Below are 26415 nucleotides of genomic sequence, written 5' to 3'. Positions count from 1 at the left end.
TAACAATACATCCGAGATATGGAGCTATTTTAGGATAAATGGAGTTGCATATATCTAACTTCTTGGATATTCTCCTTAATTAACAGGTGTTTAGCAATACATCTTATGAGATTAAAGGGAATAGCATGAAACTCAATGAAATGGAAACGGGACAAAAAGGGGTAATCACATCCGTTTTGGGAACGGACCGTTTCGTGTCACGCGTAACGGCCATAGGGCTTACCGAAGGCTGTTCCATTGAAATGGTGCAGAATGCCAAACGGAGGCCGCTTCTTGTGTTTGAACGAGACAGTGTGGTTGCCATTGATCGTGCCGATTGCAAAAACATCGAAGTGGAGGTTCTCTCATGAGCTGTGAGGCCTGCGCAAGTGTAAAATCCTCTTGTGAGCACTGCTCGCATGGTTCGGTTGAATTTACGAAAAGCGGCGATGCGTGCATAGCGCTTTTAGGGCAGCCGAACTCGGGCAAATCAACCCTGTTCAATGGTTTAACGGGATCTCGTCAGCATGTGGGCAATTGGCCGGGAAAGACGGTTGAACGCAAAGAAGGCGAGTTTTGTCGCGATGATGCAACGTATCAGGTTGTTGACTTGCCTGGTGCTTATGGACTCACAGCGAATTCGCCCGAAGAACAGATAACTGCGGATTTTGTGACATCGGGAGTGGCTGACGTAACCCTTGTGATGGCTGATGCTTCCCAACTTGAGCGCAGCCTGTATATGCTGGCTGACTTTGCCTGTATTGCTCCTGATGTGCCCTGTGTGCTTGTACTCAATCTCATGGACGTCGCTGAGCAACAAGGTAAACGCATCAATGCGAAGAAAATTGAGCAGCGCCTCGGCATTCCTGTTGTGCCATTCGTGGCGGCTGAAAGTTCAAATTATGATGTGTTGCTTAAGGTCATCGATTATGCACTGAGTAAGAAGCCTCTTCTCGATACTAAGTTGTTGAACATTGAGATGTCTCATCGTGCTGACACCATCCAAGGGCGCGGTGCGGCAAAGTTTGCGTGGATCGAGAAGATCATTGAGGGCGCCGAGACTGCACCAAAGGCAACTCATACGCTTTCCCGTTTTGACCGTTTAGCCACTGCATCGCGCGCATCAAAACCGCTTGCCATTGCCATGATTTTGGTTGGCTTCGTACTTGCGTTCATTCCGGCGACACCTATCATGCTTTTGGGCGGCGGCATATCCAGTTTGGGTCAAATGGCAGCAGCGGCGCTTATTAATGCAGGGGCTCCGGCGATTCTTGCCAGTATACTTTGGGGCGTTGTTGCCAATAGCTTGTGCTTCGCGGTTATGATGACAGGCTACGTTTTTGGCATTAACCTCGTGTTTCTCGCATATGAGGAATGGGGGTACATGGCTCGTATCTCCTATGTGTTTGACGAAACGCTTTCTCGTTTTGGTCTGCAGGGCAAATCGCTCATGCCGTTTCTCATGTGTTTTGGCTGTACCATGGGAGGTGTCTCGGGTGCACGCGTTATTGACTCATGGGGTCAGCGTATGCTTACGATGATGATGGCTTGGGCTATTCCATGTGGCTCTACGTGGGGTATTGTACCCGTGCTGGCTGTGACTTTCTTTGGTGTAGGGGCTCCGCTTGTAATTGTTGCCATATTTGCGGTAAGTCTGTTGCTTATGTGGCTCATTGGTATCATCTTCGGACCGCATCTTGTTCCCAAAGGAGATCGATCCGGTCTCGTTATGGAGCTTCCGCCTTACCATAAACCACGTGCGAAGAACGTGTTGCGCGGAGCGCTTATCAAATGCTGGAGCATGTTCCGTCGTGCATTTAAAGTGGTGGCGGTATTTACATTGGGAATTTGGTTGCTTACTTATACTGCAAGCGGCAACATAGAAGATTCCGCGCTTTATGCCATTGGTATAGCGATTGAACCGGTGACACGTATCTTTGGTATGGGTTGGGAAACATTTACTGCCTGGGTCTGTGCATTGGCCGTCAAAGAGTCGGCTGTGGGAGTATTTTCTGCGTTGTTTGCAGGTGGATCGACTCCTAACGCGGTTATTATGGGAGCCGTTTCAGGTTCAGCGGCCGTAGCGCCCAACATTGGTGAGCTTATCGCCGCGCGTATCTCGGCGCCAGAAGCGCTTGCATTTATCTTTGCATTTACGTTCAATGTGCCGTGTGCCGCAAGCTGTTCCATGACTGTTGCCGAGGCGCATTCGCCAAAGTGGGTTGGCATAACTGCTGCCTTCTACATTTGTTCGGCGCTTCTTTTGGGATGTGCGGCCTACCACGTGGGATTGCTGTTGTTTGGATAGGTTGCATTTCAAAACCTATATGATCGTATTTTCCAGAGCAGCCCTGAGATTTATCCGACCGCTTGTCTCTCCCTGTCTGATTAAATAACTTCTAGGAAATCCCCTGCTACATGAAGTGCCAATGGGATGCAGATAGTACCGCGCTTCTCGATAATCCAGCAATATAAGAGGTGTGAGAGAAATGCAATACACAGCTGAACCGTGAACAAACCTGTCCACGGTCTGATCTGCATCTGAAAGGGGATGTGCGACACAGAAAACATTGCTGCGCCAATCAGATAGCTGGCATTTCTACTGATGTGTGGTGAAAACAGATGAGATTGAATGAAGCCTCTATAAACAAGTTCTTCCTGCAATACAACCCAAAAAATAAAATACAACCAGCCACCAACTGCGTATTCCCAAGGCATATGGTATAGATATACCCCAATCAGCAGTTCGATGACGAGTAGACAAAGCATAACGATTCCATCGTGTTTTAGATGGTCGGGGTAGAACCCAAGGCTTCTCAAATCATGATTTTGCACATAAGCGACAAGAACTACTGCAGCAACGGGAATGATTCTCAGACCCCAATACACATAATCATTTTCCAAAAGTCTGCCCGTAAGATATAGACAGAGCATGTCCAGCAACCAAATCAATATCGCAAAGGAAATCCCGTTTTTGAACTGTTTATGATACATGCGCTGTTGTTTTTCTCAGGACATGTTTGGGATCCTTGACGATAAGGTATACGGTCCAGGCCGCAAGGCCTACGATAGCGACGAGAAGTCCGAGCATTGCGTCATCGAACATGACCGCGGTATCAGCTATCTCGATGAACGTTTCTCCATCTAACAGGCGATAGATACCATCGACAAACCACATAAGCACGGCACCCCAATACATAAGGGCAAGAACGCCAAACCTCATGGAGTTGTCGGGCGCCTTTGCGTACCAAAGCACCGTAGCGATAGCTGCGCATGCAAGTGTAATGGCTAAGGTCATGGTTATGCCTCCTGAACCGCAAGAAGCGTTGTGTGCTTAACCGTATAGTCAGCAACAAGTGTGGTTACGAACCAGATAGCGGTGACGAGAATGGCCATACTCACGCCAACCGTTGCCATTTCACCGAGCATGGCCGGTATTTCTTCCGGCGTATTCATAGCCGTGAGGAAGGGAGGAAACGGTACAACCTCGCCGTGCCACATGTGCTCAATGCAGAGAAGCAGCACGCCGCCCCAAAGCATGTTCATGAGCCAGCTCAGTTTGCGTGTCCAGCAGATTCCATGTTGAGAAGGATCTGTCAGCTGGTTGCCTTTGGCATCGACGATGCCTTCTTGTTCTTCCTTCTTCCTAACTTTAGTGCGAATAGCTGTGACTACGATGGCTTCTCCACCGCTGACAAGAAAGCATGCCATGATAGTTCCTCTCTCCTTGGGTGTCTCACAGAGCAAGTTGTAACACGTAATCAATCAGCGGACACCATAAGTTGTATACACAAAACATACGTGCAAATGAAAACTCTTGATAACAATAATATGCTATTTCAGATGCGAGCGATAGCGAGGAGCGGTGGCGGGCAAAAACTCAACCGCCACCGCTAGAGTCAGCTCTTTTTATACTTCATTGCGAAGAGAATTGCAGGTATCAGCACAAGTACTGATCCGCCTAACAGCTTCCAGACAGTCCCGTCAATCTCATCAAGAGAAATAAAGTTGTCAGATGTCGTTGTGTTGGTCTCCTTAGCTTCAGTGTTCTTCTCCGCTTCTTGGCCATTTGGACCACCGTTTCCACCATTTTGCTGTGGAGGTGTTCCTCCTGGCCCTCTCTGCTGGTTGCTGTCACCTATATTTTCACTTTGGCTTGAATTACTGCCTTGGCTTGGTAGATTGCCGTCCTGTCCGGGACCACCACCCTGGTCAGAGACACTGCCCTGGTCAGGTCCTCCACCTTGTCCCTGTCCCGGACCTCCACCCATGCCGCCAGTTGTTCCAACGGCTTGCGCAGTGCTTTCAATAGTAAGCTCAGCAGTTGTATCGCCGTACTCTATGGTGTACGTCTTTCCAACAACCAGCTGTGGAGAGCTGAATGCGATGGAAGAATAGGTGGTGGTTGGCGTGTAGGCTAAAATCTCTGTACCATCTTGATTAAGAACACGGAAAGTAGTTCCCGCTTCTACGGTTTCGTCCAAGTTATAAAGAACTGCTACTTGAGTAGAATCAGAGCTGAACTCCTCAGCCATACCAGATCCACCAAAACCAAGTACCGTACCGCCTGTAACAATGGCTTTACCGTTATTCTCACTACCGTAGTCGATAGCATTGTTGGTGCTTCCGCCTGGAAGGCTGACAAGAATGGCGCCACCGTCGATATAGATACTGCCGTTGGAATCCAATCCGTCTGCATCGTTACCGGTTGTGTTGATAATGGTTACCGTACCACCAGAAATGCGAATGTAGGTTTCCTCCTCTTCAGTAGTCTCATTAGTCTTGGTCGTGTCGTTCTTCTCGCCATTGTCACTTTGACCGCCCTGGTTACCGTTGTCGCCACCTGGAGGAGCGCCTCCACCGCCAGGTCCACCGCCCATACCTCCGTTTGTAGCGGTATCGCCATTGGCATTAATGCCATCGTCAGTTGGATAGATGGTGATGTCTCCACCTGTAATGTCGATGGTCTTTGCCTCAAGACCTTCATAGCAGGAGTTGACCAAAATGGCGCCACCTTCTGTGTAGATGAACGTGTCGCTGTGGATACCGTCATCGCCGGCGTCAATGGTGAGGTGAGCCGATGTAAAGCTGAAACCATCATTGGCGTGAATGCCATCTTGAGGAGCCGTGATGCTAATGTTGCCGCCTGTAATAACAAGAGAATCGTTAGCATCAATACCGTGCTTGTAACCAGCAGTAATAGTAAGGTTGCCCGTACCGTTGATGGTTAGATCGTCGTGTGCATAAATTACACCACCGGTATTGTCTGCCAGTGCCTCCTCGGAATACGTTTCACCGCTTGTAAAGGTATTATCCGCATCCTCTGCAAGAGTGAGAAAGACCTTCTCGGCTTGATCAATTCTGAGACAGGCGTCGTCGGCGCAGGTAACAGAAACTCCGTTAAGGCGAATCCAAACCTTAGAAGAATTGTCTGCCTTAACAATAATGCTGCCGTTATCCAGGGTGCCCGTTATCTCATACCAGCCACCGTTTGCAATCACCAGATTGCCATCCTGGAAGTAAGCACCGTTACCGCTAATAGTTCCATTCGTACCGTTAAGTGTAATGTGGGTGGTATAAGCATTGTCTGCCCAATTCCCATCTTGATCGTTGTCCGTAAAGTAAGCGTTTGTGGTGTAATTCTCCGCGTCTTGATCTGCTACAGGTGTAATTCCCAGCTTTTCGCCATTCATGAAGGCGATGGTCAGAAAAAGCGTGAACACGAGAACGACTATACAAATCTTGTTGATATTTTTATCCGTGGCCACGTCGTTTCCTCCTTAACCCATATAGTCTCCGTTGTAACTGACAAGAACCGCATTCTGAACACCAGGTATGGTAGCCAAAGTGTTGATGAAATCGGTGTTGTCGTTGTTGAGGCGAACCTCCAGGTTGACCTCTACCTTATCCTTACGAGCAGTCTTACTCTTCACAACGCACTTCTTGGTGTTCTGTGCCAGATACTCAGTTGCTGCCTTCTCAGCATCGTTGCCGTCAAGAGCAAGAACAACAATGTAAGGATTGGTGTTGTCCTTCTGGTTAGCAAATATCAGCAAAATAATGCCGATAATAACGGTGCCAAAAACCGCCAAAGGAATAAGACCTGCAGCTAGAACAATGCCTACCGCGATGGACCAGAACAGAAATGCAATATCCATTGGCTCCTTAATTGCTGTACGAAACCTGACAATAGACAGTGCGCCAACCATGCCAAGGGACAGCACAATGTTGCTGGTAACGGCTAGGATGACAAGAGTGGTAATCATCGTCAGTGCAACTAAGGTGACACCAAAAGAGGACGAATACATAACTCCTACGTAGGTCTTCTTATACACAAAGAAAATAAACAGGCCAACGCCAAATGCAAGTACCAGTGCAAGTACCATGTCTAAAATACTGACACTGGTAACGTTCTGAAGAAAACTGGACTTGAAAATATCTGAGAAAGTCATCTTAAACTCCTTTCATCTAACCGTAAACGCGACATTGCGCGTACTTAGAAAACGATCCAACGCGGCGATCTGGAAGGGTAACCGCGTCTTTGATAATGGTGGGGAGAAACTCGTCCCACTTCACTTCAACCAACATGGGTGCATCTCCCGCAGGAATAGTTACTACCTCAGGGTCGAGAAAATCAGTGCGCTCCTGACCAGTGCGAATGTCGTAATCAAGTGTGACGCGGACATTTCCTGGCTTGAAAATAAACGGCTCCCTAGTGTAATCAACAATGGTTTTGGGCTCTAGTCTCTGGTGGCGCATCTTGCAATACAGTTCTTGTACCAGCGCCTGATCTGAAGCCATCATCCAATCCAGGTTTCCATCTACAATCTTTTGTGCCTCTTCTGCTGTTAGATTGGCTGAATACTTAGTACCAAGACCGTTTCTCTTACTCTTCTTTTCTAACTTAATCAGTGAGGTGTCCCGGTTATACAAACGGATACGGAACTTCTCTCTGATGTTCACTCCGTCGATTTTCTCGCGAAGTGCTTTGTCATCTGGATTGTCAAAGTACAAACTGCGGATGTGGTACTTTCCGTCAATGGTGTGAGGATCGCGCTCCATGACGGCTCCGAGCCGATGTCGCAGTGTTAAAAGATCTGCGTAGTTGATGACATGTTTCCATTCATGTCGGAAATCGGTTGCCATAAAACACCTCCCTTACGTTTGTGGAACACATCGTAAGGGAGGAAGATTGAAGAAACATTGAATCGAGAAACTCGTTTGAAAAGAGCCTGTCTATTTGTCTGATCTTCTCGATGTTTCTTTCATCTTGTGTGCTCCCTTAGTTAGTTCCGGTAAGTGCCGTGCCGTTTACGTACAATGTGTGACCGTTAGTAATAACGTTTGCTGCAGTGCCGGTAAACTCGGTGACGTAGCTATCTGCCGTCAGAGTCCAAGTGCTGTTGTTGTCCAGCGTTACGGTAACGGTGCCGACCTCGGTGGAAACAGTCTGGTTAGTGGCGTTAACAATGTTGCCGTCAACATAGCCTTCAAGCGTAGATCCCTCGGTAAGGTTCAGAGCAAGCGTGGAGTTATTACCAACAAGCACTGCTCCTACCAGATCCTGTGCCTTAGCGTTAAAGGTGGCCTGATTGTTACCGCCATTCCAGCCGTCATCGCAGACAGAAATGAGGACATTAGCAGCGTCTTCGTTGGTGAGCTTAATGCCGTTGAGCTCAATGTCAGCGTTCGTATTAGTAACGTGGAACATGTGGCCATTCTTGCTGGTAAGCGATCCGCCGGTCATAGCAAAGGTAGAATTGCCGCTTGCCGCATCTCCGGACATGGACTGGTAGATCATGATGGTATCCATGAAGGTTGCGTTGCCGTTGCACTTGGTGTTGTTTGCCGTAAGGTCACAATCGGTGAGCTCAATGGAGTTCAGACCCTCAATACAAACTCCCTCGGAGAGGTTAGAGACAAGCACGGCGTTAGCAACGTGAATCTCTGCCGTGGAATAGATAGCCGGCGAGCCCAGACCGTTGGAAGTATAAGTGCCGCCATCTACATAGACCGTTCCGCCACCTCTGTCGGTACGGATAGCTGCAGAAGATTGACCGTTGGTGGTAATCGTCAGATTAGAAGCGTTGGTGATACCACCTCCGGTTGTCATGATGCCGCCAGAGCCATCGCCGGTTGTCGTGATGATAGAGTCTTTGATGACAACCTTGGTGCCATCGCCATCACCACCGTTGTGGCCTCCGTTGCCACCGTAGCTGAAGATACCGTTGGCACCCTTTGCGTCTGAAGTAACGGTGAGGTTTGTGAGTGTAGTGGTTGAACCTCCCTCAACAAGAACTGCAGCATTCTGGCCGTAGAAGTTGCAGTTATCTCCGCCGTCGGAATTCCCGGTTTTATCGACTGTTGAATTGCTGATGGTTACTTCGTCCGCCGTGTTTACAAGAACTGCATTTTCATCGGCGACGGTGCTGGTGAATGCATAACCATCCAGAATTTCGGCAGCAGTAATCTGTGTGGCACCAGATGCCTTTTTATCAGTTTCTGCGGTAGTTGCAGTTTCATCGTTCGTGGCGGCAGTGGTCTTTGCCGTGCAGCCGATAAGGTTGAAAGCCATCAAGGTAGGCAGACCAAGCACTACGTCTCTTCTCGTCCATTTCATAATGAGCGCCTCCTTTGCGTCTCATTTGATGTATGCAAGGAAGTAAGTTTGTTACTTCCTTGCATCTGACGAGGACATAGTAAAAAACGAAGATTGAACAAAGATTGAATTTACAAGAATTTTTGAGAACGATGCCTTGCAAGTTTGGTCGGAAGTACGACAACAAAGGTTACCTTGCCTCCAGAGCAGGAAACATTAATGCTTCCACCGTGCTTCTCGACAATCGCTTTTGCAATCGAGAGGCCCAGTCCATAGTGATGATCCTCACTATTTCTTGCTTCATCAACGCGATAAAAACGGTCAAAGAGATGCTCCAACTTTTCAGGTGGAATCTCTTTACCGTCATTGGTAACGCTGAGAACGGCGTTATGTGCTCGCTTCTGTAGGGTCAGATCAATATAGTTGCCTGTTGTGTGTCTTAGGGCATTGTCCAACAATACGGCTACAACCTGCGTGAGCTGATTCTGATTGCCGGTAAGAGTGATTTCCTCTTCAATAGTGCTCTGAAGTGTTGTTCCTCTCTCAAAAGCAAGTGTCTCAAAGGCGAGAGCTTCTCCCGTAACAACATAGGAGAAGTCAAGCTCTTCCATGGACACTTCTTTATTTTCCGCGCTCGACAGTTCAAGGAGCTGTTCTACCAACTCACCCATGCGATTATTCTCATATTGGATGTTAGAGAGCCATTCATTTTGACTAAGTTCCCGAGACAATATTTCTGCATTAACACCAATTACTGAAATAGGGGTCTTGAGCTCATGGCTTGCATTTGAGATAAACTGTTTTTGTCTCGTATCGTTTTCTTCCAAGGGACGGATGATTCGCTCTGCCAGGAACACAGAAATGAAGAACAGCACAACAATGGAAGCTCCTCCTACGATGAAAACATTGCGCATCATCGTCCTAAGGCCGCCTTCCGATACCGTGTTGTCCATAAATGCTACAAGGATATAGCCGTCTTTCTGACGTATTACATACGAAAGATTGTCTTTTCTTCCGGAAGGGTAGCCTTCGTTCAAGATTTGTCGTGCAAGCGTTGTCAGCTCATCATTTGAATAGATTGTTTTTTCTCCATCGTACACAGAGAGAACGTTTCCGTCAGACGAAAAGGTAACCGAGTAGAATGTGGAAAGCTCGTAGTCTGGCTTGTCTTCCGGAGGCTGATTTTCTGGCTTGTTTTTCGGTTGGCTGTCCAGTTTTCCGTCAGTGTGAGACTGACCAGAGGTTTCCGATTTCTGCTGCATTGAATACTGATCGGCATAACGGTTGAGCATGTCCATGTTTTTCTGTCTGATTTCCTGAGAGCTAGCAAACAGGATTACGGACAGTGTTACCACAAACAACAGGACGAGCGACACCATAATGGAGAGAATGATTTTTCTTTTGGATTGCCTAAACAGTTTGTTCCCTCAATTCATATCCCAAACCGCGAACGGCTTTGATCTCTACTTTTGAGCCAACGAATGCCAGCTTTTTACGCGTGAAAGACATATACACTTCCACGTTGTTGTATTCAGCGTCGCTTTCAAAACCCCAGATCTTAATGGCAAGCTGGTCGCGTGTCATAATCCGACCATGGCTTCCAATCATATACTCCAGGATGCGCAATTCCTTCTCGCTCAAGCGAACGCTCTGTCCCGAAGAATTACAGGTAAGCGTTGCGGTTGAAGTATCAAGCGATAAATCTCCAAAGTGCAGAATACTATCTTGGAAGCTGGAGCTTCTCCGTCCCAAGGCGCGCAAGCGGGCGAGAAGTTCTGCGGTATGGAACGGTTTTGTCAGGTAGTCATCGGCACCGTTATCAAGACCCTCGACCTTATCGTCAAGCTGACTTTTTGCCGTCAACATCAAAATGGGAATGTTGATTCCCTTGCTCCGAGCCTTACGAGAGACTTCAAAGCCACTCATTTTAGGCATCATGACATCAAGGATTGCGATATCGTAAACGTTGCTTTCTAAGGCGAGAAGTGCGGATACGCCGTCCGCCATGTGATCGACGTCGTATTTTTCCTGCTTTAAGAGAGCCACAATGGCTGCAGCCATTCTTTTTTCATCTTCAGCTAGAAGAACCCGCATACTATCACCACCTTTAACATTATGGTACCTAATAAGCGTAAGAATACCTTGGTAGTAGTTGGATTATGTAGCCGGGAAACAAGAGAGATCATGCCCATAACATACGTACCATGTAAGTAATGGTCTAGAGTCACTTGTTCTGAGTAACTGCCAAGTCGATATCTTGTTTTTGATTATCTTCCAGGCTCTTACCATCCTTGATGTGGTAATACTCAATGACTCCCTCAGCCTTAGTGAGATCGGCGAGAGGCATTTTTTTATTGGAGCTGTTAATAACAAAGGCATAGACTCTCTCGCCACGCTCTAGATAGTTAGAATCATAGGACCACAGCGTATGATCTGAATTATCTAATCGAAAATCGCAAGCAATCCATGTATCAGACTTATTGATAATCTCAAAGACATAGCCTTCCATATAACCGTCTGGACTTTTTGCTATGCCCATATACCGGACATAGATGTCATCGTTATCAATAAGTACTTTATCCACTTCAGTCTTCAGCTTAAAGCGCATAGAGGATTCAATTTTGCTAGAGAAATTGCGGCCAATAGTACCTCTATCTGCCATTGCGTCAAAAGGTTTATATTTCAAACTCGAATAATCACCAGATGTTTTAGTGACCTGCGTAAGAATAGCCTTTGATCCGTCGGAACCTTCAATGGTCATCTGACCCGTACTGGAGTCTACGGTTGCCGTGTAGCTTCCGGCGTTTCCTGCAAGAGTTATCGTAAGTTTACCGTCAGCATCAACAGACCAAGTAAATGGCTTTTGAGCACCAAAACGAATAAACAAACCGGTGCCGTCCTCAGCAAAATCGTAACCATAAATTGCCTTGTACGCATCTCTTGCAGTTGGATAAACGCTTTCAACAATTTCTCCCTGATCTGGGTCGTTGATGGACTTAGCTTCCCAGATGCCTATGAATGGAGCCATCGCAGCTTTCTTCTCTTCTTCTGCTTTCTGAGCTGCAATCTCTTCAGCAGACGGTTCAGGGGTTTCTGTAGAACAAGCAGTAAATACAGCGCCAAAAGAAAGTATAAAGAAAAGTACAAGTGCCAGTACCAATTGACGTTGTTTCATTGAGCATCCTTTCAGGGGAGGGGTGCACTATTAAAGCAAAAATAAGCTTTTTAACAGTCAATATGTTACAACAAATCTAGCAAATTCAATAATTTTAGATTCGTATAGACTGGTCAAAAGGTAGACGCTGGACTTATTGGACCAGATATTTACAAATCAATGCGAACGACGGTGCTCTGCACATTTACTCAATACGAAGGGTCTTGTGCGTACGGTATACTTACTTGCGTACAGTTAGATGACACTAACATTACAATACATTGAGTGGAGTTGAGGCCATGACACCTCAAAAAGACGAGAAGGATCATCTCCCAGTGCTTGGAGCCGGGCCTGCGTATGTGATTACCATCGTGGTTCTGACCATGACTTGCATTGTATTATCTCAGATGGGAGTTTTGCCTTACCTCCGTATCCGGGCGATCATTGCAATGTTTCATACAGCAGGAACGATCTTTTTTGCGGTGGGTATTTGGCTGTGGGTTTCGGCTGCAATTAAAGAAAAGCTCCAAGACAATATTATTGAGAACAAGTTGATAACTACGGGTGTATATTCAGTGGTGCGCAATCCCATTTACTCTGCATTCACCTTTGTTCTTACTGGTGTTTTGCTGATTTATGGCAATCTCTATTTGCTTCTGCTGCCTTTTGTGTATTGGGCTTTACTGACCATAATGATGCGAGCAACGGAAGAAAAATGGTTGCTAGAGCAATTTGGTGATGAATATAGAGATTACTGCAAGCGAGTCAATCGTTGCATTCCGTGGTTCCCGAAGGCTGAATAGTGATTTAGTCAGGGAGCGCTGTGCATAAAGAGTCGATTTTAATGGGCAGCGACTACTAAATATATGAGAAGCGAGAAGCTCGTAATAGAGTGTTCGTTAAGCTAAGTATTAATGAGTATGAGAATCCTATATGCACAAAAGTCGTACGAGAAATGTGCAAGATTTTCACAAAAGTCGTACGAGAAATGTGTAAGTTATTACTAAAAGCGCTATACTGGCCTGAAAGCTTGTTCAACAAAGAGGTGATGGCGATGTATAGATCTCTTATGGAAGACCTCATTGCGTGGAAAAATAGTATAGAAAGAAAGCCACTTATTCTGAAAGGTGCCAGACAAACTGGTAAGACTTGGTTAATGAATGAGTTTGCTAGGAAAGAATATAAAAACGTTGTTCGTATCGACTTTTTAATGGAGCCATCAGCCTGCTCTTTATTTGAACAAGATTTGGATCCACACAAAATAGTTCGACAGATCGAGCTGCGTACTGGCAATGTTATTGATCCGTCTAATACATTAATACTTTTTGATGAGATTCAGGAAGCTCCACAAGGTCTTGTCTCACTTAAGTATTTTTGCGAGCAAGCCAGCGAGTATCATATTATTGCTGCAGGATCTTATATGGGCATCTCTATGCGCGGAGAAGGAGTGTCATTTCCTGTAGGAAAGGTTGACCAGCTCATACTCTATCCAATGAGTTTTGTTGAGTTTGTTCGCGCAACTTCAGGTGATCCGCTGGCAGATGAACTTCTTCAGGCGAATAAAAGTAACCTTAAGGCTGTAGAGGATATTCTTCAAGCAAAGCTTAAAGAATACTTGATTGTTGGCGGAATGCCGGGAGTGGTTAATTCGTATGTTTTACATCAAAATCTTTCGGCATGTAGACGTATTCAGTCGCAAATCATCAATGATTATGAAAGTGATTTTGGAAAATATGCGCCAGCAAGAATTCAAGAACGTATGAGACTCGTTTGGCATTCACTGCCAAGTCAATTGGCGAAAGAAAATAAAAAATTCATTTATGGGGTTGTCCGAAAGGGTGGACGGGCAAGAGACTTTGAGGAAAGCATTCAATGGCTGATTGATTACGGGATACTCTATAAAGTTTCTCGTGTTGCCGCATTAAGATTTCCGTTTGCGAGCTATGAGGATGCGCAAGCATTTAAGATTTTCTGTCTTGATGTTGGTCTTTTGGGAGCTCTTTCTAATCTGGATCCTGCGATTATACTTTCAGATTCAATGCGTCTATTTACAGAATTCAAAGGAGCTATAACTGAGCAATATGTTGCTCAATCGTTATTGAGTCAAAATAAAGCCCCTGTATATTGGTCTTCTGAATCTGGAAGAGCTGAAACTGATTTTGCTGTGGAGTATAAGAGTCAACCGTATCCCATTGAGGTTAAAGCTGGGGAAAACCTTCAATCAAAGAGTTTAAAAATTGCGGTTGAGAAATTTGACTTATCTCATGCAATTCGAACTTCTTTGTCTTCATACCGAGATGACGGTTGGTTGGTCAATATACCGCTGTGGGCAATTGCCCAATATGAACAGTGGGTTTAAGGAGATAGATTGGAGAAATGATGTTAGAAGTATTGAATACATACTCAGGATTAATCGGAGCGGTAGCAGAAATTTTAGCAGCCATAATAGCATTATCAGCAATTTTAATAAGTATTGAGCAATTTAAAAGTGAACAGAAGAAAGATAGAGAGTTTCGAATTGAAGAAGAAAAACGAAATCAAAAAAGCTTAGCTTATGGAGTTAATGCTTGGATTGAAGTAAAAAAAGAAGGAGGAGCGGAATTTTACAGTCTATACCTCTGTAATAATTCTTCCGGACCGATTCGAAATGTAAAAATCAAGGTAATTTGGAATGGGGTGGATTTAACTGCTCCTACGATAAATACATATCCGATAATCCCGGTAGGCAATTTTGTAACATCGTATTGCAAAGAAAAGAAATACTTTACTTATTTGAAGCGAGTTGAAACGGAACAGGACTATAGTCCGATTTGTATTCAACCTACTCACGATAAATATAAAGTTAAAAGCATCGGTTTTATAGATACATTTTCAACAAAATGGGCAAGATTTTATGACTCAGGTGATGAAGCTAAAGAAGATCTAATTCGTAATGCTAAATGATGTCTAGCAAACGTATTAACCTTAAGTCTATGTTTGGTATGAGAGTCTATGTAAGAAAAACTAAAGTATCCCCTGATGAGGCGTTGGTATTACAAAGCCTTCCGCTATTCTCACCCTTTAAGAATGGCGTCAAGTCCTCTTTCAAACTGGGTGCTGAAGCCCCACTTACCTTCCATTATGTCTCTAATGAGCATATTGAGCGAATCAAGCTCATCAGCCGGCAGAGACTTAATTGCTTCAGAGAGACTAGGAGCATCTTCGTTGGAGGTACTTCCCACAGGAGGCACAGCTTCCGAAGCAGAAAAACCCGTGGTATATACCGTAACGGCGGTTGCAATCCCGAGTATATCCAAAGGTGCAGAAAAGCCGGTTTTCGAGAGATTTGCAAGCATCTTAGCAAAAAGTGAGAGCTGCCCAGGAGTAGAAATCGGGTGAGTGAGCACTAGCATAATGGCATTTGGATGCTGTAGAAGCGTGTCATGTAGTGATACCGCATAAGCACGTAAGTAGTTTTGCCAGCTCATTTGACTGGATACTTTTGAATTACGTTCAGCGTTTTAGTAATGCTTTATTTAGAATAGAATAGATGACATTGTCAGACATTGTAGTAAGGAATTATGATGACTGCTGCTACAGAATCAATTTCTGCAAAGCTTCGTAAAGATGAGAAAGATCGCTTTTCTGCCATTTGCGATGAGATTGGAACATCTCCAAGTAATGCCATTCGCATGTTTGTGTCTGCATTCAATCGTCGTGGCGGTTTTCCTTTTGATCCATCTAACCCTTATGGATTTGATGCTGAGACACTTGCAGCAATGGATGATGCGGTGGTTGGTAGGAATCTTTCTGGTTCTTATCGTTCTGTCAAGGAAGCCATGGATGCTCTTAATAGAGAGTAGGCATGTTAGAGCTGAAATTTACAGTCAAGTTTAAAAGGACTACAAAAGATCAAAAAAGCAGGGTAAAAACCTTGCAAAGCTTGAGGAAATTCTTGAGAGGCAAAGATGAGTAATTCCGAAAACAAAGCAAAAACACTTGTCATAGGGGATATGCACCTTAAAGAAGATCTCATTTTAAGTCGGGTTGACCAAGCGATAAAGAAACTGAATGTTAATCGCGTTGTATTTTGCGGGGACTATGTTGATGAGTGGCATTCCAACCGCTCGATTATGTTGGATGCGATTGATGACTTTTTAACATGGATTGACGGTAAAAGGAGACACGGTTTTGATGTTGATTTTGTCCTTGGCAACCATGACATGCAATATCTACGAGGTATTCCAGGGCCTGGTACGCATACCGATCTCTATAAAGAAGTTTCGGAAGCACTTACCTATATGAAGGTTCAGATGGCATGCGTTGTGGGCAATTATGTAGTAACTCACGCGGGCATAACAAGGGAGTGGGCTTATCGCTTTCTTACGTCAGACCAAAGGGAAACTCCTTGTACGCTTTCCGATGCTCTCAATGAAATGTTTCGACGTGGAGACGATAAAGCTCTCGCGGCACTTGACAGTGCAGGGCCGGGTCGTGGTGGAAACGAAATTGCCAGTCCACTTTGGGCGGATTTATCAGAGCTCTATCAAGATCCGCTTCCTGGTGTCAATCAAATCGTTGGACATACTCCCGTTGAATCCATTGATATATGGGAGATTCCTACCAAAGATGGTGCACGTACAAAATCAAAGTTGATTTTTTGCGATACGTTCAGTCTTACGCCACATTTGATAGCCGTTGGAGATGGCAGCATGCTTCTGGTTGAGGGTACGTCGGCCAGAGTGGTAACTTCAGAAGAGCTGGGCCTGGAGTCGTGGGATATGGCTTCTTGGAACTGGATGGATACCTACGTATTGCCATTTTTGTAGAGCGATTAGGGCAACAATAAAAAGAAAGAGTAGGCGAATTGAGTACACTTAGCGCGCTGGAAAAGGAACACTCTTTAGTCTCTTGAATCCCGATAAACTCCTGACGTTTCCAACCATTTTTGTAATTCGTCAAAGCTGTAATCGCCTTTCAGAGCGATACCCTTTTTTATATGAGACGCACCGCATTCTCTTTTGTAGTCATCAAGCATGTGGCCGAAGCCTCCACCACCATGTGTGCAGAACGGAATGATTGTCTTTCCGCTTAAATCCGTTGTTCTCAAAAATGAAAGAACAGGAGGTGCAAACGTTTTCAGCCAGTTAGGAGAGCCTATGAAGATTGTTTTAAAGTCATCTATATTTGCAAGACCTTGACGCAGCGGGGGACAATACCCCTTCTCAATTTGAGCCCGCACTTCTTTTACTGCCGTGTTATATGAAAAGGAATACGGATCTTGAGGTTTCAGCTCTTGCAATTCTCCATCCGTAATGAGTGCGATATCTTCCGCGAGCTTTCTTGTTATGCCTGAATATGAGTAGTACACAATCAAAGGATTCATGTAAGAACTCCTGTCGGTCGGCTGATGTAATGTAGTGCCGACACATTATATCGCCAAATTATCCTTTCATGGCTACGTGCGGGCGCATGGTTTGCATCGATATACAATGAGGCCAATGACGAAGGCTATGCCAATCGCTATACCAAGGGCGAAGTTTGGTCCCATGGCAAGAGCCGGTATTCCCATGAGCATGCCGCAAATGTAAGGTACAAGCCACACAAGCCAAACTCCAATACTGAGACGATGGAAGCGAGCGAGCGTTGCAGGATTTTTCTTGGAATACACAACGGTTGCCCATACTGCGTGTACGATCATAAGGATAATTGCAAGTGCTCCGGTCGTCGCATGTACCGGACTCTGAGAGCCGTTTTGCGCAATAAAAGACATACATGCTGTTCCTGTTGTGTCACACGCAAGCCCCAAGTAAAAAAGCACGATATGATTTCGTTTGAGCGTGCCTGATCGACGCTCGGCAAAAACGCCAATAGTATAAAAAACAAGCGCACCCGTAATTGCTATCGTGGCAAATCCAAGCATAAAGACACCGTCCCATACATATTGCTCTACCTTTTAGTTCAAGCATTTGGTTGTGATTTATGGACGGTATTGATGCTAGTTGCCATAGCGTGAACAACAATACGGTTTGGTTCACGATGCTTTTGTCAAGACGCTGTTTCAGAGATTATGCCGGTCGGTATCGTAAAGACCACGTTCAAGGAGCGTAAACAGTACCGTGCAATCGGCGTTCTTCTCGCGTAGGGAATCCAACATGGAACGTACGGTAAACGTCGTAATAGACGCTATATCTATTTCTGCCGGTAGTGTTTTCCAATCAATATGCTCATCTTGTGTGAGAACTTTTTCAAGTCCCGCTTTTGCATGTTCAAGCATGGTATCCATGCGAATTTGAGCGGCGATAAGATCGGCTTTTGGAAGATCTTTCCAGTCCCTTAGCCAGTCTCTCCTAAAGACAGCAACTGCTTCAGAGGTGCAATCCCAAAGTCTCTTGCAATACTCGACGTATGATTCTTCCACGTTGATATGACATATTTCCTGGAAGAGAGTGTGCTCAAAGTAACGTTCAGCGGCCGCGACCATGATGTCGCTCTTTGAAGGAAAGAGTTTGTACAAGTAGCCGACTGAAACATTCGCATTCCGTGCGACTCCTCGTGCGGAAATTGCGGCAAGTCCTTGTTTTGCCCCAATAGAATAGGCGGCTGCAATGATTCTTTCTTTTTGAGCGGCACTGTCATCCACCTCTTTGGATCGGGTTGTATTTTTCTTGCGCGCAGCATGATTCTGCTCACTCATAAAACACAGATCCCTCCGCTTTTATAATTGCTGTATACGTATGGCGTACGCACTTTATAACACCGGCTATTATACCTTGTGAGATTGCCTCGATATTTTCGAAGTTGGAGATACAACAGGCTTCTCGCTGGCGAATTTCAGGAGGAATAACGACGGACAGCAAGTCTTTCGAGTCAAGTCCATATTAGTGTGTAAATTTGTAATCATCGAATCTGTTACTGTCTACGCTACTTTTTTTGAGTTCGATTTGGCTACGGGTAATCTTTGCCAAGGTTGGGATCTTGGCCTTAAGTTCCTTGCAAGCCGGAGTGTAGTAGATCTTACGCTTAGCTTTCCAACATTCATTTTCTTCCATAAGAAAAGTACCCATGAGTCTTATTACAGAGGATACATTGGGAAATATTCCGATTACCTTTGACCTACCATCAGTAAGTCCTATGGCAACCATCAGTGCTTTTGACACGATACGATGGTTCTCTCGTACCTTTATATAGGTAGCATCTACCACTACAAACAGGTAGTTGTCTTAAGGCGATGGTTACAAAATGCATCGACGGCCACATCGAGCTCAATGTATGCCTCAGAGACACTCTGTTTTGAAAATGATTTCCCACAGATTTCTTCCATAACTCTTCCGACCTTAGCCGTTGAAACTCCAGAGATAACCATCTCTGCCATTGTGGTAACAAGTGCCGCCTCACTTCTTCTGTAGTTCTCAAAGACAAGGGTCTTAAAGGGTACGTTTCTATATGCCTTGGCACTTGCAACTCAAGAGTACCTACTCTCGCGATTAGAGTTCGCTCTTTTGTGCCATTACGACTGTCGGTACGCATATCTGAGCGCTCATAGAGCAAGCACAAAGTTGCTCTTCTGATTCTCTGTGCAATATAGCATTCAATGTTTGTTGGAGCAGTATGCGAAATGCATCGCTTCTGTCCCTAGAAAGCAACTGTAGAATCTCTTCTTAATCGAGAGTACTATTGATTTAAGCCATGTTTTACCTCCAAGCCTCTTCTGTTTTCTGACGATTACAAGTTTACTTGGAAGTGGACCTCTGACTCATTTCCATCTTTTACACCATTTTGGGGATGTGACCCGTGCCCTTACCATACGCGCCATTGCAATGACTCTTCTCCTTTTCATAGTAGTAGGTTTGGCCGTTATGGCTTTGTCGACGACGTCTGCAAATTATTATCTCATGGCTGCCGGTCAGTGTATTTGTGGTTTGGGGGTGGGCATGGGATTGCCCGCCATGCAAAGCTGGGGCATGGAACGCGTTCTCAATCAACAAGCAGACGGTGGAGCTACTCTCATTTCTACTTTCCAGCAGCTGGAGTGTCTTTTGGGAATCGGAATTCTTGGTCGCCCACGGAATCATGGTATACAGCAACATGTAAGGGAACCACTGCAGAAGGCTTTGCATCCATCTCACTTGCCTTTGAAACGGCACATGGGCAGGATGCTATGCAAGCGCAGGCACTACGCTCCGCCGCAAGTAGTGCGTATGCCTATGCTATTCTAATTGCGTTCTGTGTGACGGCTGCTCTCTGCTCCTTCTGGTGGCAGGATTTGTCGCATATATATCGAAATTAGAGCGAGAAGAACATGCAGGAAAACGAAAAAGTTAATAAACGTGGTATTTCATTACTGGCTAAACAGGCTCGTGAGGCATGGCAAGAATAGCGTCTTCATTCCACACGTTCCCGTTTGTGCTCTTGTGGACTCAAGCTTATTGTTGAGCATGGGTATGATGAAACGGCGGCTCAGGATACAGTCCAGGCTGCCGGAGTCCTACCATGACCTTCTTTCGCCATTTTCCCTCCAAAGAGGGTGTCGTTCTTGGACTGCCTCCCGATAGCGCCGGTATCGTAGTTGCCGAGCATGTGCTTACTGGCACAAACAAAAGCCTGCAGCCGTTTGAGATTGCTCGCATTGTCTTAGATGCGGCCGTGGAGGAACTCGGTACCGATGGACTCTCTGATATTGCCCTTAGACTTTCCATCGTTCACGAAAATCCTACACTCTTGAAGGCTCTGTATGCGCGCATTCCCCAGTGGATACGGGTCGTGGATGCTCTTCTTACCAATTCACTACGTACGGCACATGATGATGCTTTCTCAATGCACCTTAAGGCGTCAGCCATGGTAATGTACTGGGTCGAAACCTTGTGCGAATGGTCTCGCCGTGGAGGTACCAAAGCAGACCGTGCACTCTTACAGACAGTTGCTGGAGAGACTGCTGCAGCAATTGCCACTGTGATGAAAAGTTATAAGTGACAATAGAGTTGTAGCCATGAAGTTTAAGAGCGTATGATACGCCATCCAGCAGCTTCCCGGCGCATCTCAATGAAGCGCCGGTAGATGCCCGCCTCCTTCATTAGCTCATTATGTGTACCACGCTGAACGATGCGCCCGCCGTCGATCACAAGGATCTGGTCAGCATCGCGCACCGTGTTCAGGCGATGTGCAATGGTAACAAGGGTCTTTCCTCGTGTCAGTTCCGTTACTGCTTGCATAAGCAGGTGCTCGTTTTCCGGGTCGACCGAGCTCGTAGCCTCGTCAAGGATGACGATCGGTGCATCCTTCATGATGGCGCGTGCAATGGATACTCTCTGGCGCTCTCCACCGGAAAGGTTTTCCCCGCCTTCCTCAAGCACCGTGTCGTAGCCGTCAGGAAGTTCCATGATGAAATCATGGCAGCGTGCGCGTTTGGCCACAGCGATGACCTCTTCACGCGGTGCATCGGGGCAACCGAAGCGGATGTTATTCTCGATGGTGTCATTGAACAGATATACGTTCTGGAACACCATCGATATGTTGACAAGCAAGCTTTCCGCTGTTCCTTCGCGGACATCAATGCCGCCTATGGTAATGCTGCCCCTCTCGACATCCCAAAAGCGCGCAAGCAGGTTTACCAGCGTTGTTTTACCCGAGCCGCTCGGGCCGACAAGCGCGCAGGTTGAGCCTTCGGGAATAAAAAGCGTTACTCCGTCTATGACACGACGACCGTCTCCGTAGCCGAATGAGACATCCTCCATGGCCAGGGCAAATCCGTCAGGAGAGAGCGTCTCATCCGTAAGGTCTTGCTTTGGCACCGAGCATACCTCGTCAATGCGGTTAAGCTCTCCTTCGATCTTCTTGGTGAGAAACGCACTGTTGTTCGCGCTGATAAGCTCTCCATAGATCATGAAAGCGGCAACCAGCAGCGTGAGCGCCCACGAGAGAGACAGAGCGCCTGTCAGATACAGTGTGCATGCGGCGAGAAGAACTCCGCAGCTTGCAAGGTTGAACACGAGCGCATAGAGCTTGAGGATACCTTGTGCCGCCTGCTCTTGATCGTAATCTGCCTGGCGTTTCCGCTCAAAGGATGCCTTTGCTGCGGCAAGTGCGTCATCGGGTGTCGCGAATGCCCGCAATACAGCCATGCCGCGGGCGTATTCGATCACCTTGTCAGTCATTTCCTCCTGTGCGGCAGTGACCTCCCGTGTGACGGCGGTCGAGCGTCTTCTCAGCCAATCCAAAACAATAAGGCCTACGGCAATGCCGACAAAGGTAATGAAGGCAACCGGTGGCGCTTGAAACAGGAAGAACAGACTCATGATCACTGCCATGGCTACGCCGCCCGAGAGTCCCGTGAGACAGATGGTCATGAACTCTTCGAGTTGGTGCACCGTGGTAGTGAGTGTGGTGGTTATCGCCGAGAGACGCTGCTCTGAGAAGTAGCCCATGGGAGCGCCTTTTAAGCGGTCGCCCACCCGTAGCCGCAGATCACGGAAGATGTGGAACCCCTCGGCGTCCATCTGTATGTCCACGAGATATTGGAAGGCAAACTGACCCGCTACGCTGATGGCGAGGATCCCTAAACATTGCAGGGCAACTCCGGCGCTCAGGTGACTTCGCATCTCAAGGGCCCACCATACCGCTATGAGCATTCCGGACATGAAGAACGCTTTAATGACATTACAGACCATGCCTGCCATGAGGCTGCGGCGTGATGCCGGTGAGAAGCTTCCGGCTAAGTCAAGGATGCGTTTCATTATTGCAAACATGAGGGCTCCTCTTCTGCGTTGACGGTAGAGCTCATATGTTCTTTCCACATGCGAGCATACAAAGGACAGGTTTTCAGCAATTCACCGTGACGTCCGCGCGCAACGATGCGTCCGCCGTCCATGACGAGGATCTGGTCGGCGCCTGTGATCGTTGATAGGCGGTGGGCGATAGTAACAAGTGTTTTTCCTGCTACAAGCTTGCTCAAGGCTCGCTCTACCAGAGCTTCGTTTTCAGGATCGGCATAGGCAGTGGCCTCATCAAGAATGACGATGGAAGCATCTTTTAAGATGGCGCGGGCAATGGTGATGCGTTGGCGCTCGCCGCCGGAAAGCCTTGCACCTGCCTCACCGGCAGGAGTGCGATACCCTTGAGGAAGCCGGCTGATGAACTCATGAGCGCCGGCTGCACGTGCAGCAGTCTCGACCTCTTCATCGGTTGCATCCGGCATGCCCATGCGGATGTTGTCGGCGATGGTCCTATCAAACAAAAACGTGTCCTGTGCCACATACGAGACGTGCTCCATAAGCTGCTCGAAGGGAATGTCTCGCACATCGGTACCGCCGAATGAAATGCATCCGGAACGTACATCCCAGAAACCGGCCATAAGCTTAGCTACCGTTGATTTGCCCGATCCGCTGGGTCCTACGATAGCCGTGATCTGCCCCGGCTCCGTCTTAAAGTTGATATCGTGCAACACCTCCGTACCCTCATGATAAGAAAAAGAGACGTTCTCAAAAGTGAATGACTTGCCGTCAAGCATTACGCGCTCACTTGGCCGTGAGAGCTCAGGCTCTCCTAAAAAGTCCCAGACTACGTTCAGGCAGGTATCCATACGTGAAATTTGGCCTGCCGCCTGGGAGAACTTGAGTATTCCTCCGATGAATCCCAATGGGATGGTGATGCACACCATGAAGGCAGGTAATGTGATCCGTCCGACCGAAAGCAGCCAAACGCCGAGCGGTAGCGAGAAGAGCAGCGTACAGGGGACGATAGCCCGTATCGCCGCCATCCATATCCAGCTTTGGTGAAACCATGCAAGCGTGGAGTCGTGATATTCGGCTACCGCCTCGGAAAACGAGCCGTATGAGGATGCGGTGCGTCCGAACGCTTTGATCACCTGGATACCGTTGACATACTCTACCAGCGTTGAGTTCATCCGCTGTTCGCTCGCAATATAGCGGGCCATTTTGGGCTTATAGTCCCGCATCATGCCAAGATAGAAGAGCAGGCATAAGGGGATCGTGGCAATCCCGGCAAGTCCCATACGCCAGTTGATGGCGAATACGATGATCATTGCCAAAAGCGGCGCAAATACCGTGCTTGGAAGCTCGGGCATGAAGTGCGCAATGGCGTCCTCAAGTTGGTTCACGTTGTCTACGAACCGGTTCTTGAACGTGCCCGTCGGCGTGTCGACGATGGTCCCCATGGGCACACGAGCCATCTTCTCTGCCATCTGCTCACGCATGGTGCGTAGAGCCTTGAAGGCGATCCCGTGGCTGATCATGGAAGAGCGCCAGGTGAACAGGAACTTTGCAATCTGGGCCGCTGCTGCTGCGGCTGATAGGAGAGCAGCTGACTCAAGCGTGAGCGTCCCTTCCGCCAATCCCGCGGCAAGTAAGGCAACGACAATATAAGGAACCATGCCTGCCGCCTCGCCTATGCATGCTAGAAGAAGCGAGAAGAGCATTCGATTCCTGTCGGGCCGCATAAAATAGAAAAGCTTTGAAAATGCACTGGGACGTGCCGTCCGGTCTTTTGGCGTAATGTGACTCATGGAGACATCAACCTCTTTTCTGCAATGACAAGTCAACGATGTAATCGCCTGCCAGTTGCGCCAACAGTTCGTCGTGCGTTATAACCACAACTGCTTTTTTCTCGGATGCGAGTTTGCGGCACCAATGCACCACCTCGTGCATCCCGTGTCCGTCAAGTCCGCTTGTGGGCTCGTCAAGTACAATAAGCTCGGCATCTGAGCAGTATGCCGTCGCAAGTATGACGCGCTGCTTCTGCCCGCCGGAAAGACTGGCCGGATGTCGGTCGGCCAAATCCGTCAGACCAAAAGCTGCCAGTGCCTCCCAGGCGCGTGCCTTGAGTGCATCATCCACCTGTCGGCCAAGCACCACTTCGTCCGCTACGCTGCCGGCATACAGCTGATAGTCAACGTCCTGCATGACAAAGTAGCTGAGGAGGCGGCGTTCTTTACGGGAAAGATGTTTCCCGTTTCTGGCGACGATGCCTCTCTGCTCTCGAGCGGCTCCTACAAGGACTTTTGCGAGCGTAGTTTTGCCTGTTCCGTTTTCACCACATATGACCGTTACGGATCCGAATGGAAATTCAGCGGTAATGCCCTTGATTCCGCGTTTTGTTGAAGGGTATAGATAGGTCACATCTGTCATGTGCCAACCGTCCGCATCCTTTGCGGGATAGGATTTGATTTCAGAGTCGGATTTCATGTCGGGGTGTCGAAGCCCAAACTTTGCCGTTTCGTGTTCGGAAAGAGACGTGAACTTCTCGACATCCCACCGAGCGGCTATGCGTCCTTCCTGAAGATATACAAACTCATCGGCTACAGGCAAAAATTGATGGAGTCTATGCTCGGAGATGATCAGTGCCACGCCGTTTCTTTTAAGCTCTCCGAGGATCTTGATAAGCGACTGAGACCCCTCTGCATCCAAATTCGAGGTGGGTTCGTCAAGTATCAGGATCTGCGGACGGTTGGCTATTGCAGCCGCAAGAGCGACGCGCTGTTTTTGTCCGCTTGAGAGCTCGGTGAGCTTCTCGGCAAGAAGTCGGCTGACACCGCTGAGTGTTGCCGCCTCTTGGATACGCCTAACGGTATCAGAGGGATCAGTACCCAGATTTTCCAGGGAAAATGCAATTTCGTCGCCTACCGTCCTCATGAAGAATTGACTTCTCGGATCTTGTGTGACTACGCCTATGCTTTTCGTGCGATTGCGCGGGGACAGATCAAACACGTCCGTTCCGTGTACAAGGACCACTCCGCTCTTCTCGCCGGGAAAGAAGGTTCCTGCGAGGCCGTCGATCAGGCGCAGAACCGTTGATTTTCCGCTGCCGGAGCGTCCGCAGAGTACGGTGCATGAGCCTGCCGGGATGTTGAGGCAGATATCCTGTACACAGCTTTCCGTAGATTCGTATCTGCCGGCTGATACCTCACTATCAGCTGATGTTTCATCTGAAAGCTCAGACTCGTCGAGGTAGTAAAACGAAACGTTCTTCAAAGCGACGGTTTCCGTACCTCTCACAAAACCGCCTCCAACGCATATATGCCGGCGACGGCTGCAGTTACAACAAGAGCGCACATTGCGTCGCGCAAGGTGAATCCCACGTGATATACCGACGTTCGTCCTGTACCTATCCCAATCCCTCGCAGTTCGGCCGATGCGGCGAGTTCGTTTGAGAGTCTCAGCGAGCGCATGACAAGCGGCGTGTAAAAGCATTCGTATGCGAGCGCGGGGTGTCTCACAATACCCAGTAAGCTGGGGAAGATGCCCCGCATGCGGATTCCGCGAAGTATTGAGCGCATCTCAAACGGAAGGATCGAGGCAAATCTGAATATCATGCAGATCCCAACGAGGAATTTTTGCGGGAGATGCCACCGGTCGAGTGCGCACATGATCGCCAAAGGAGAAAGCGAGAAGAACGCGCAGCCGGTCGTAAACGGGGGAATCATGTGCAGCATGCTTACAAAAAGAACTCCGTATAGCCCTGGGAGGGGAAGGAAGCTCAGGCCGCATATGACTGTGAAGCTCACACAGGTCCTTGTCGCACTTCTCGTCCGTCCGTTTGCGGCGAGATAAGCTGTAGCGAATGCCTGTAAAAGCACCGTCTCAAGGAGGTTCACTATCAGCATGGATACGATCCCCACAAGAAAGAACGACAACAGATGTGTTCTTGGATCAAGGCCGAGAAGACCGCACTTGATGTCCGTCTCTTCCAT

At 47.5% G+C, this 26415-nt stretch carries 26 protein-coding genes and 2 pseudogenes; 8 read left to right on the top strand and 20 right to left on the bottom strand.

Annotation, left to right across the window (positions count from 1 at the left end):
* Positions 1-125 precede the first annotated feature (125 nt).
* Together HMPREF1527_RS06900 and HMPREF1527_RS06895 are read left to right on the top strand one after the other, a co-directional pair.
* Positions 126-350 carry a ferrous iron transport protein A gene (locus HMPREF1527_RS06900; RefSeq protein WP_016477976.1) on the top strand — a complete coding sequence of 75 codons (225 nt, stop codon included), beginning with the start codon at positions 126-128 and terminating at the stop codon, positions 348-350.
* On the top strand, positions 347-2287 hold the full coding sequence (locus tag HMPREF1527_RS06895; protein WP_016477975.1) for a ferrous iron transporter B: 1941 nt from the start codon (positions 347-349) through the stop codon (positions 2285-2287). Before HMPREF1527_RS06900 ends, HMPREF1527_RS06895 begins: the two co-directional genes overlap by 4 nt.
* 80 nt (positions 2288-2367) lie before the next feature.
* Here the strand turns inward: HMPREF1527_RS06895 and HMPREF1527_RS06890 are convergent, their stop codons facing one another.
* The 10 genes from HMPREF1527_RS06890 to HMPREF1527_RS06845 all read right to left on the bottom strand — a co-directional run bounded on the left by HMPREF1527_RS06890 (position 2368) and on the right by HMPREF1527_RS06845 (position 11753).
* Positions 2368-2973, bottom strand: coding sequence for a CPBP family intramembrane glutamic endopeptidase (locus HMPREF1527_RS06890; RefSeq protein WP_016477974.1), 606 nt, complete (start codon positions 2971-2973; stop codon positions 2368-2370).
* A complete protein-coding gene (locus HMPREF1527_RS06885) occupies positions 2963-3277 on the bottom strand; it encodes a hypothetical protein (RefSeq protein WP_016477973.1) in 315 nt (104 codons plus the stop codon). Before HMPREF1527_RS06885 ends, HMPREF1527_RS06890 begins: the two co-directional genes overlap by 11 nt.
* Positions 3278-3279: 2 nt before the next feature.
* Positions 3280-3690, bottom strand: coding sequence for a hypothetical protein (locus tag HMPREF1527_RS06880; protein WP_016477972.1), 411 nt, complete (start codon positions 3688-3690; stop codon positions 3280-3282).
* A 188-nt stretch (positions 3691-3878) separates the two neighbouring features.
* Entirely contained in the window at positions 3879-5747 is a 1869-nt protein-coding gene (locus tag HMPREF1527_RS06875) for a carbohydrate-binding domain-containing protein (protein WP_016477971.1), read from the bottom strand.
* Positions 5748-5759: 12 nt separating this feature from the next.
* Positions 5760-6431 carry a DUF4956 domain-containing protein gene (locus tag HMPREF1527_RS06870; protein ID WP_016477970.1) on the bottom strand — a complete coding sequence of 224 codons (672 nt, stop codon included), beginning with the start codon at positions 6429-6431 and terminating at the stop codon, positions 5760-5762.
* A gap of 16 nt (positions 6432-6447) precedes the next feature.
* Positions 6448-7125 carry a polyphosphate polymerase domain-containing protein gene (locus HMPREF1527_RS06865; RefSeq protein WP_016477969.1) on the bottom strand — a complete coding sequence of 226 codons (678 nt, stop codon included), beginning with the start codon at positions 7123-7125 and terminating at the stop codon, positions 6448-6450.
* A 136-nt stretch (positions 7126-7261) separates the two neighbouring features.
* Entirely contained in the window at positions 7262-8599 is a 1338-nt protein-coding gene (locus HMPREF1527_RS06860) for a hypothetical protein (protein ID WP_016477968.1), read from the bottom strand.
* Between the two features lie 110 nt (positions 8600-8709).
* Positions 8710-9876 carry a cell wall metabolism sensor histidine kinase WalK gene (locus HMPREF1527_RS06855; protein ID WP_232209548.1) on the bottom strand — a complete coding sequence of 389 codons (1167 nt, stop codon included), beginning with the start codon at positions 9874-9876 and terminating at the stop codon, positions 8710-8712.
* A 112-nt stretch (positions 9877-9988) separates the two neighbouring features.
* Positions 9989-10672, bottom strand: coding sequence for a response regulator transcription factor (locus HMPREF1527_RS06850; RefSeq protein ID WP_016477966.1), 684 nt, complete (start codon positions 10670-10672; stop codon positions 9989-9991).
* A gap of 130 nt (positions 10673-10802) precedes the next feature.
* Positions 10803-11753, bottom strand: a complete 951-nt coding sequence (locus HMPREF1527_RS06845; RefSeq protein ID WP_016477965.1) for a hypothetical protein — start codon at positions 11751-11753, stop codon at positions 10803-10805.
* A 278-nt stretch (positions 11754-12031) separates the two neighbouring features.
* On the opposite strand from HMPREF1527_RS06845, the gene HMPREF1527_RS06840 reads away from it, so the two are divergent.
* The 3 genes from HMPREF1527_RS06840 (at position 12032) to HMPREF1527_RS06830 (ending at position 14675) form a co-directional block, all read left to right on the top strand.
* Positions 12032-12535 (top strand): isoprenylcysteine carboxylmethyltransferase family protein, encoded by a 504-nt coding sequence (locus HMPREF1527_RS06840; RefSeq protein WP_016477964.1) that lies wholly within the window; start codon positions 12032-12034, stop codon positions 12533-12535.
* Positions 12536-12801: 266 nt separating this feature from the next.
* Positions 12802-14091 carry an ATP-binding protein gene (locus HMPREF1527_RS06835; RefSeq protein ID WP_232209547.1) on the top strand — a complete coding sequence of 430 codons (1290 nt, stop codon included), beginning with the start codon at positions 12802-12804 and terminating at the stop codon, positions 14089-14091.
* 20 nt (positions 14092-14111) lie between these two features.
* On the top strand, positions 14112-14675 hold the full coding sequence (locus HMPREF1527_RS06830; protein WP_016477962.1) for a hypothetical protein: 564 nt from the start codon (positions 14112-14114) through the stop codon (positions 14673-14675).
* Between the two features lie 110 nt (positions 14676-14785).
* On the opposite strand, the gene HMPREF1527_RS06825 is transcribed toward HMPREF1527_RS06830, so the two are convergent.
* The gene (locus HMPREF1527_RS06825) at positions 14786-15199 is read right to left on the bottom strand and encodes a TetR/AcrR family transcriptional regulator C-terminal domain-containing protein (RefSeq protein ID WP_016477961.1); all 414 of its coding nucleotides are present in this window, start codon (positions 15197-15199) and stop codon (positions 14786-14788) included.
* A 96-nt stretch (positions 15200-15295) separates the two neighbouring features.
* On the opposite strand from HMPREF1527_RS06825, the gene HMPREF1527_RS06820 reads away from it, so the two are divergent.
* Both HMPREF1527_RS06820 and HMPREF1527_RS06815 read left to right on the top strand, forming a co-directional pair.
* Positions 15296-15574, top strand: a complete 279-nt coding sequence (locus HMPREF1527_RS06820; protein ID WP_016477960.1) for a type II toxin-antitoxin system RelB/DinJ family antitoxin — start codon at positions 15296-15298, stop codon at positions 15572-15574.
* A 105-nt stretch (positions 15575-15679) separates the two neighbouring features.
* Positions 15680-16540 carry a metallophosphoesterase gene (locus HMPREF1527_RS06815; RefSeq protein ID WP_016477959.1) on the top strand — a complete coding sequence of 287 codons (861 nt, stop codon included), beginning with the start codon at positions 15680-15682 and terminating at the stop codon, positions 16538-16540.
* Positions 16541-16614: 74 nt separating this feature from the next.
* Here HMPREF1527_RS06815 and HMPREF1527_RS06810 read toward each other — a convergent pair whose 3' ends face one another.
* The 5 genes and pseudogenes from HMPREF1527_RS06810 to HMPREF1527_RS08045 all read right to left on the bottom strand — a co-directional run.
* Positions 16615-17097: a flavodoxin gene (locus tag HMPREF1527_RS06810; RefSeq protein ID WP_016477958.1), complete on the bottom strand. Its 483-nt coding sequence runs from the start codon at positions 17095-17097 to the stop codon at positions 16615-16617.
* 72 nt (positions 17098-17169) lie between these two features.
* A complete protein-coding gene (locus HMPREF1527_RS06805) occupies positions 17170-17634 on the bottom strand; it encodes an HsmA family protein (RefSeq protein WP_016477957.1) in 465 nt (154 codons plus the stop codon).
* A gap of 138 nt (positions 17635-17772) precedes the next feature.
* A complete protein-coding gene (locus tag HMPREF1527_RS06800; RefSeq protein WP_016477956.1) occupies positions 17773-18408 on the bottom strand; it encodes a TetR/AcrR family transcriptional regulator in 636 nt (211 codons plus the stop codon).
* A gap of 184 nt (positions 18409-18592) precedes the next feature.
* Positions 18593-19143: pseudogene (locus HMPREF1527_RS08050) on the bottom strand (transposase); the annotation flags it as partial.
* Positions 19144-19169: 26 nt separating this feature from the next.
* Positions 19170-19262 (bottom strand): annotated as a pseudogene (locus HMPREF1527_RS08045) (transposase); the annotation flags it as partial.
* A 942-nt stretch (positions 19263-20204) separates the two neighbouring features.
* On the opposite strand from HMPREF1527_RS08045, the gene HMPREF1527_RS06785 reads away from it, so the two are divergent.
* The gene (locus HMPREF1527_RS06785) at positions 20205-20684 is read left to right on the top strand and encodes a hypothetical protein (RefSeq protein ID WP_016477953.1); all 480 of its coding nucleotides are present in this window, start codon (positions 20205-20207) and stop codon (positions 20682-20684) included.
* Between the two features lie 23 nt (positions 20685-20707).
* Here HMPREF1527_RS06785 and HMPREF1527_RS06780 read toward each other — a convergent pair whose 3' ends face one another.
* Genes HMPREF1527_RS06780 through HMPREF1527_RS06765 form a run of 4 tightly spaced genes read right to left on the bottom strand, consistent with a single transcriptional unit; the run spans position 20708 to position 26415 of the window.
* Positions 20708-22456 (bottom strand): ABC transporter ATP-binding protein, encoded by a 1749-nt coding sequence (locus tag HMPREF1527_RS06780; protein WP_016477952.1) that lies wholly within the window; start codon positions 22454-22456, stop codon positions 20708-20710.
* Positions 22444-24231, bottom strand: a complete 1788-nt coding sequence (locus HMPREF1527_RS06775) for an ABC transporter ATP-binding protein (protein WP_035434186.1) — start codon at positions 24229-24231, stop codon at positions 22444-22446. Before HMPREF1527_RS06775 ends, HMPREF1527_RS06780 begins: the two co-directional genes overlap by 13 nt.
* A gap of 7 nt (positions 24232-24238) precedes the next feature.
* Positions 24239-25720 carry an ABC transporter ATP-binding protein gene (locus HMPREF1527_RS06770; protein WP_016477950.1) on the bottom strand — a complete coding sequence of 494 codons (1482 nt, stop codon included), beginning with the start codon at positions 25718-25720 and terminating at the stop codon, positions 24239-24241.
* Positions 25717-26415, bottom strand: a complete 699-nt coding sequence (locus HMPREF1527_RS06765; protein WP_035434184.1) for an energy-coupling factor transporter transmembrane protein EcfT — start codon at positions 26413-26415, stop codon at positions 25717-25719. The genes HMPREF1527_RS06770 and HMPREF1527_RS06765 overlap by 4 nt, the downstream gene beginning before the upstream one ends.

This window comes from Atopobium sp. oral taxon 199 str. F0494, from assembly GCF_000411555.1.
In the GTDB taxonomy this organism is placed as follows: domain Bacteria; phylum Actinomycetota; class Coriobacteriia; order Coriobacteriales; family Atopobiaceae; genus Lancefieldella.
Note: the sequence above shows the minus strand (reverse complement) of the source record. Positions and strands in the feature narration are given on the sequence as shown.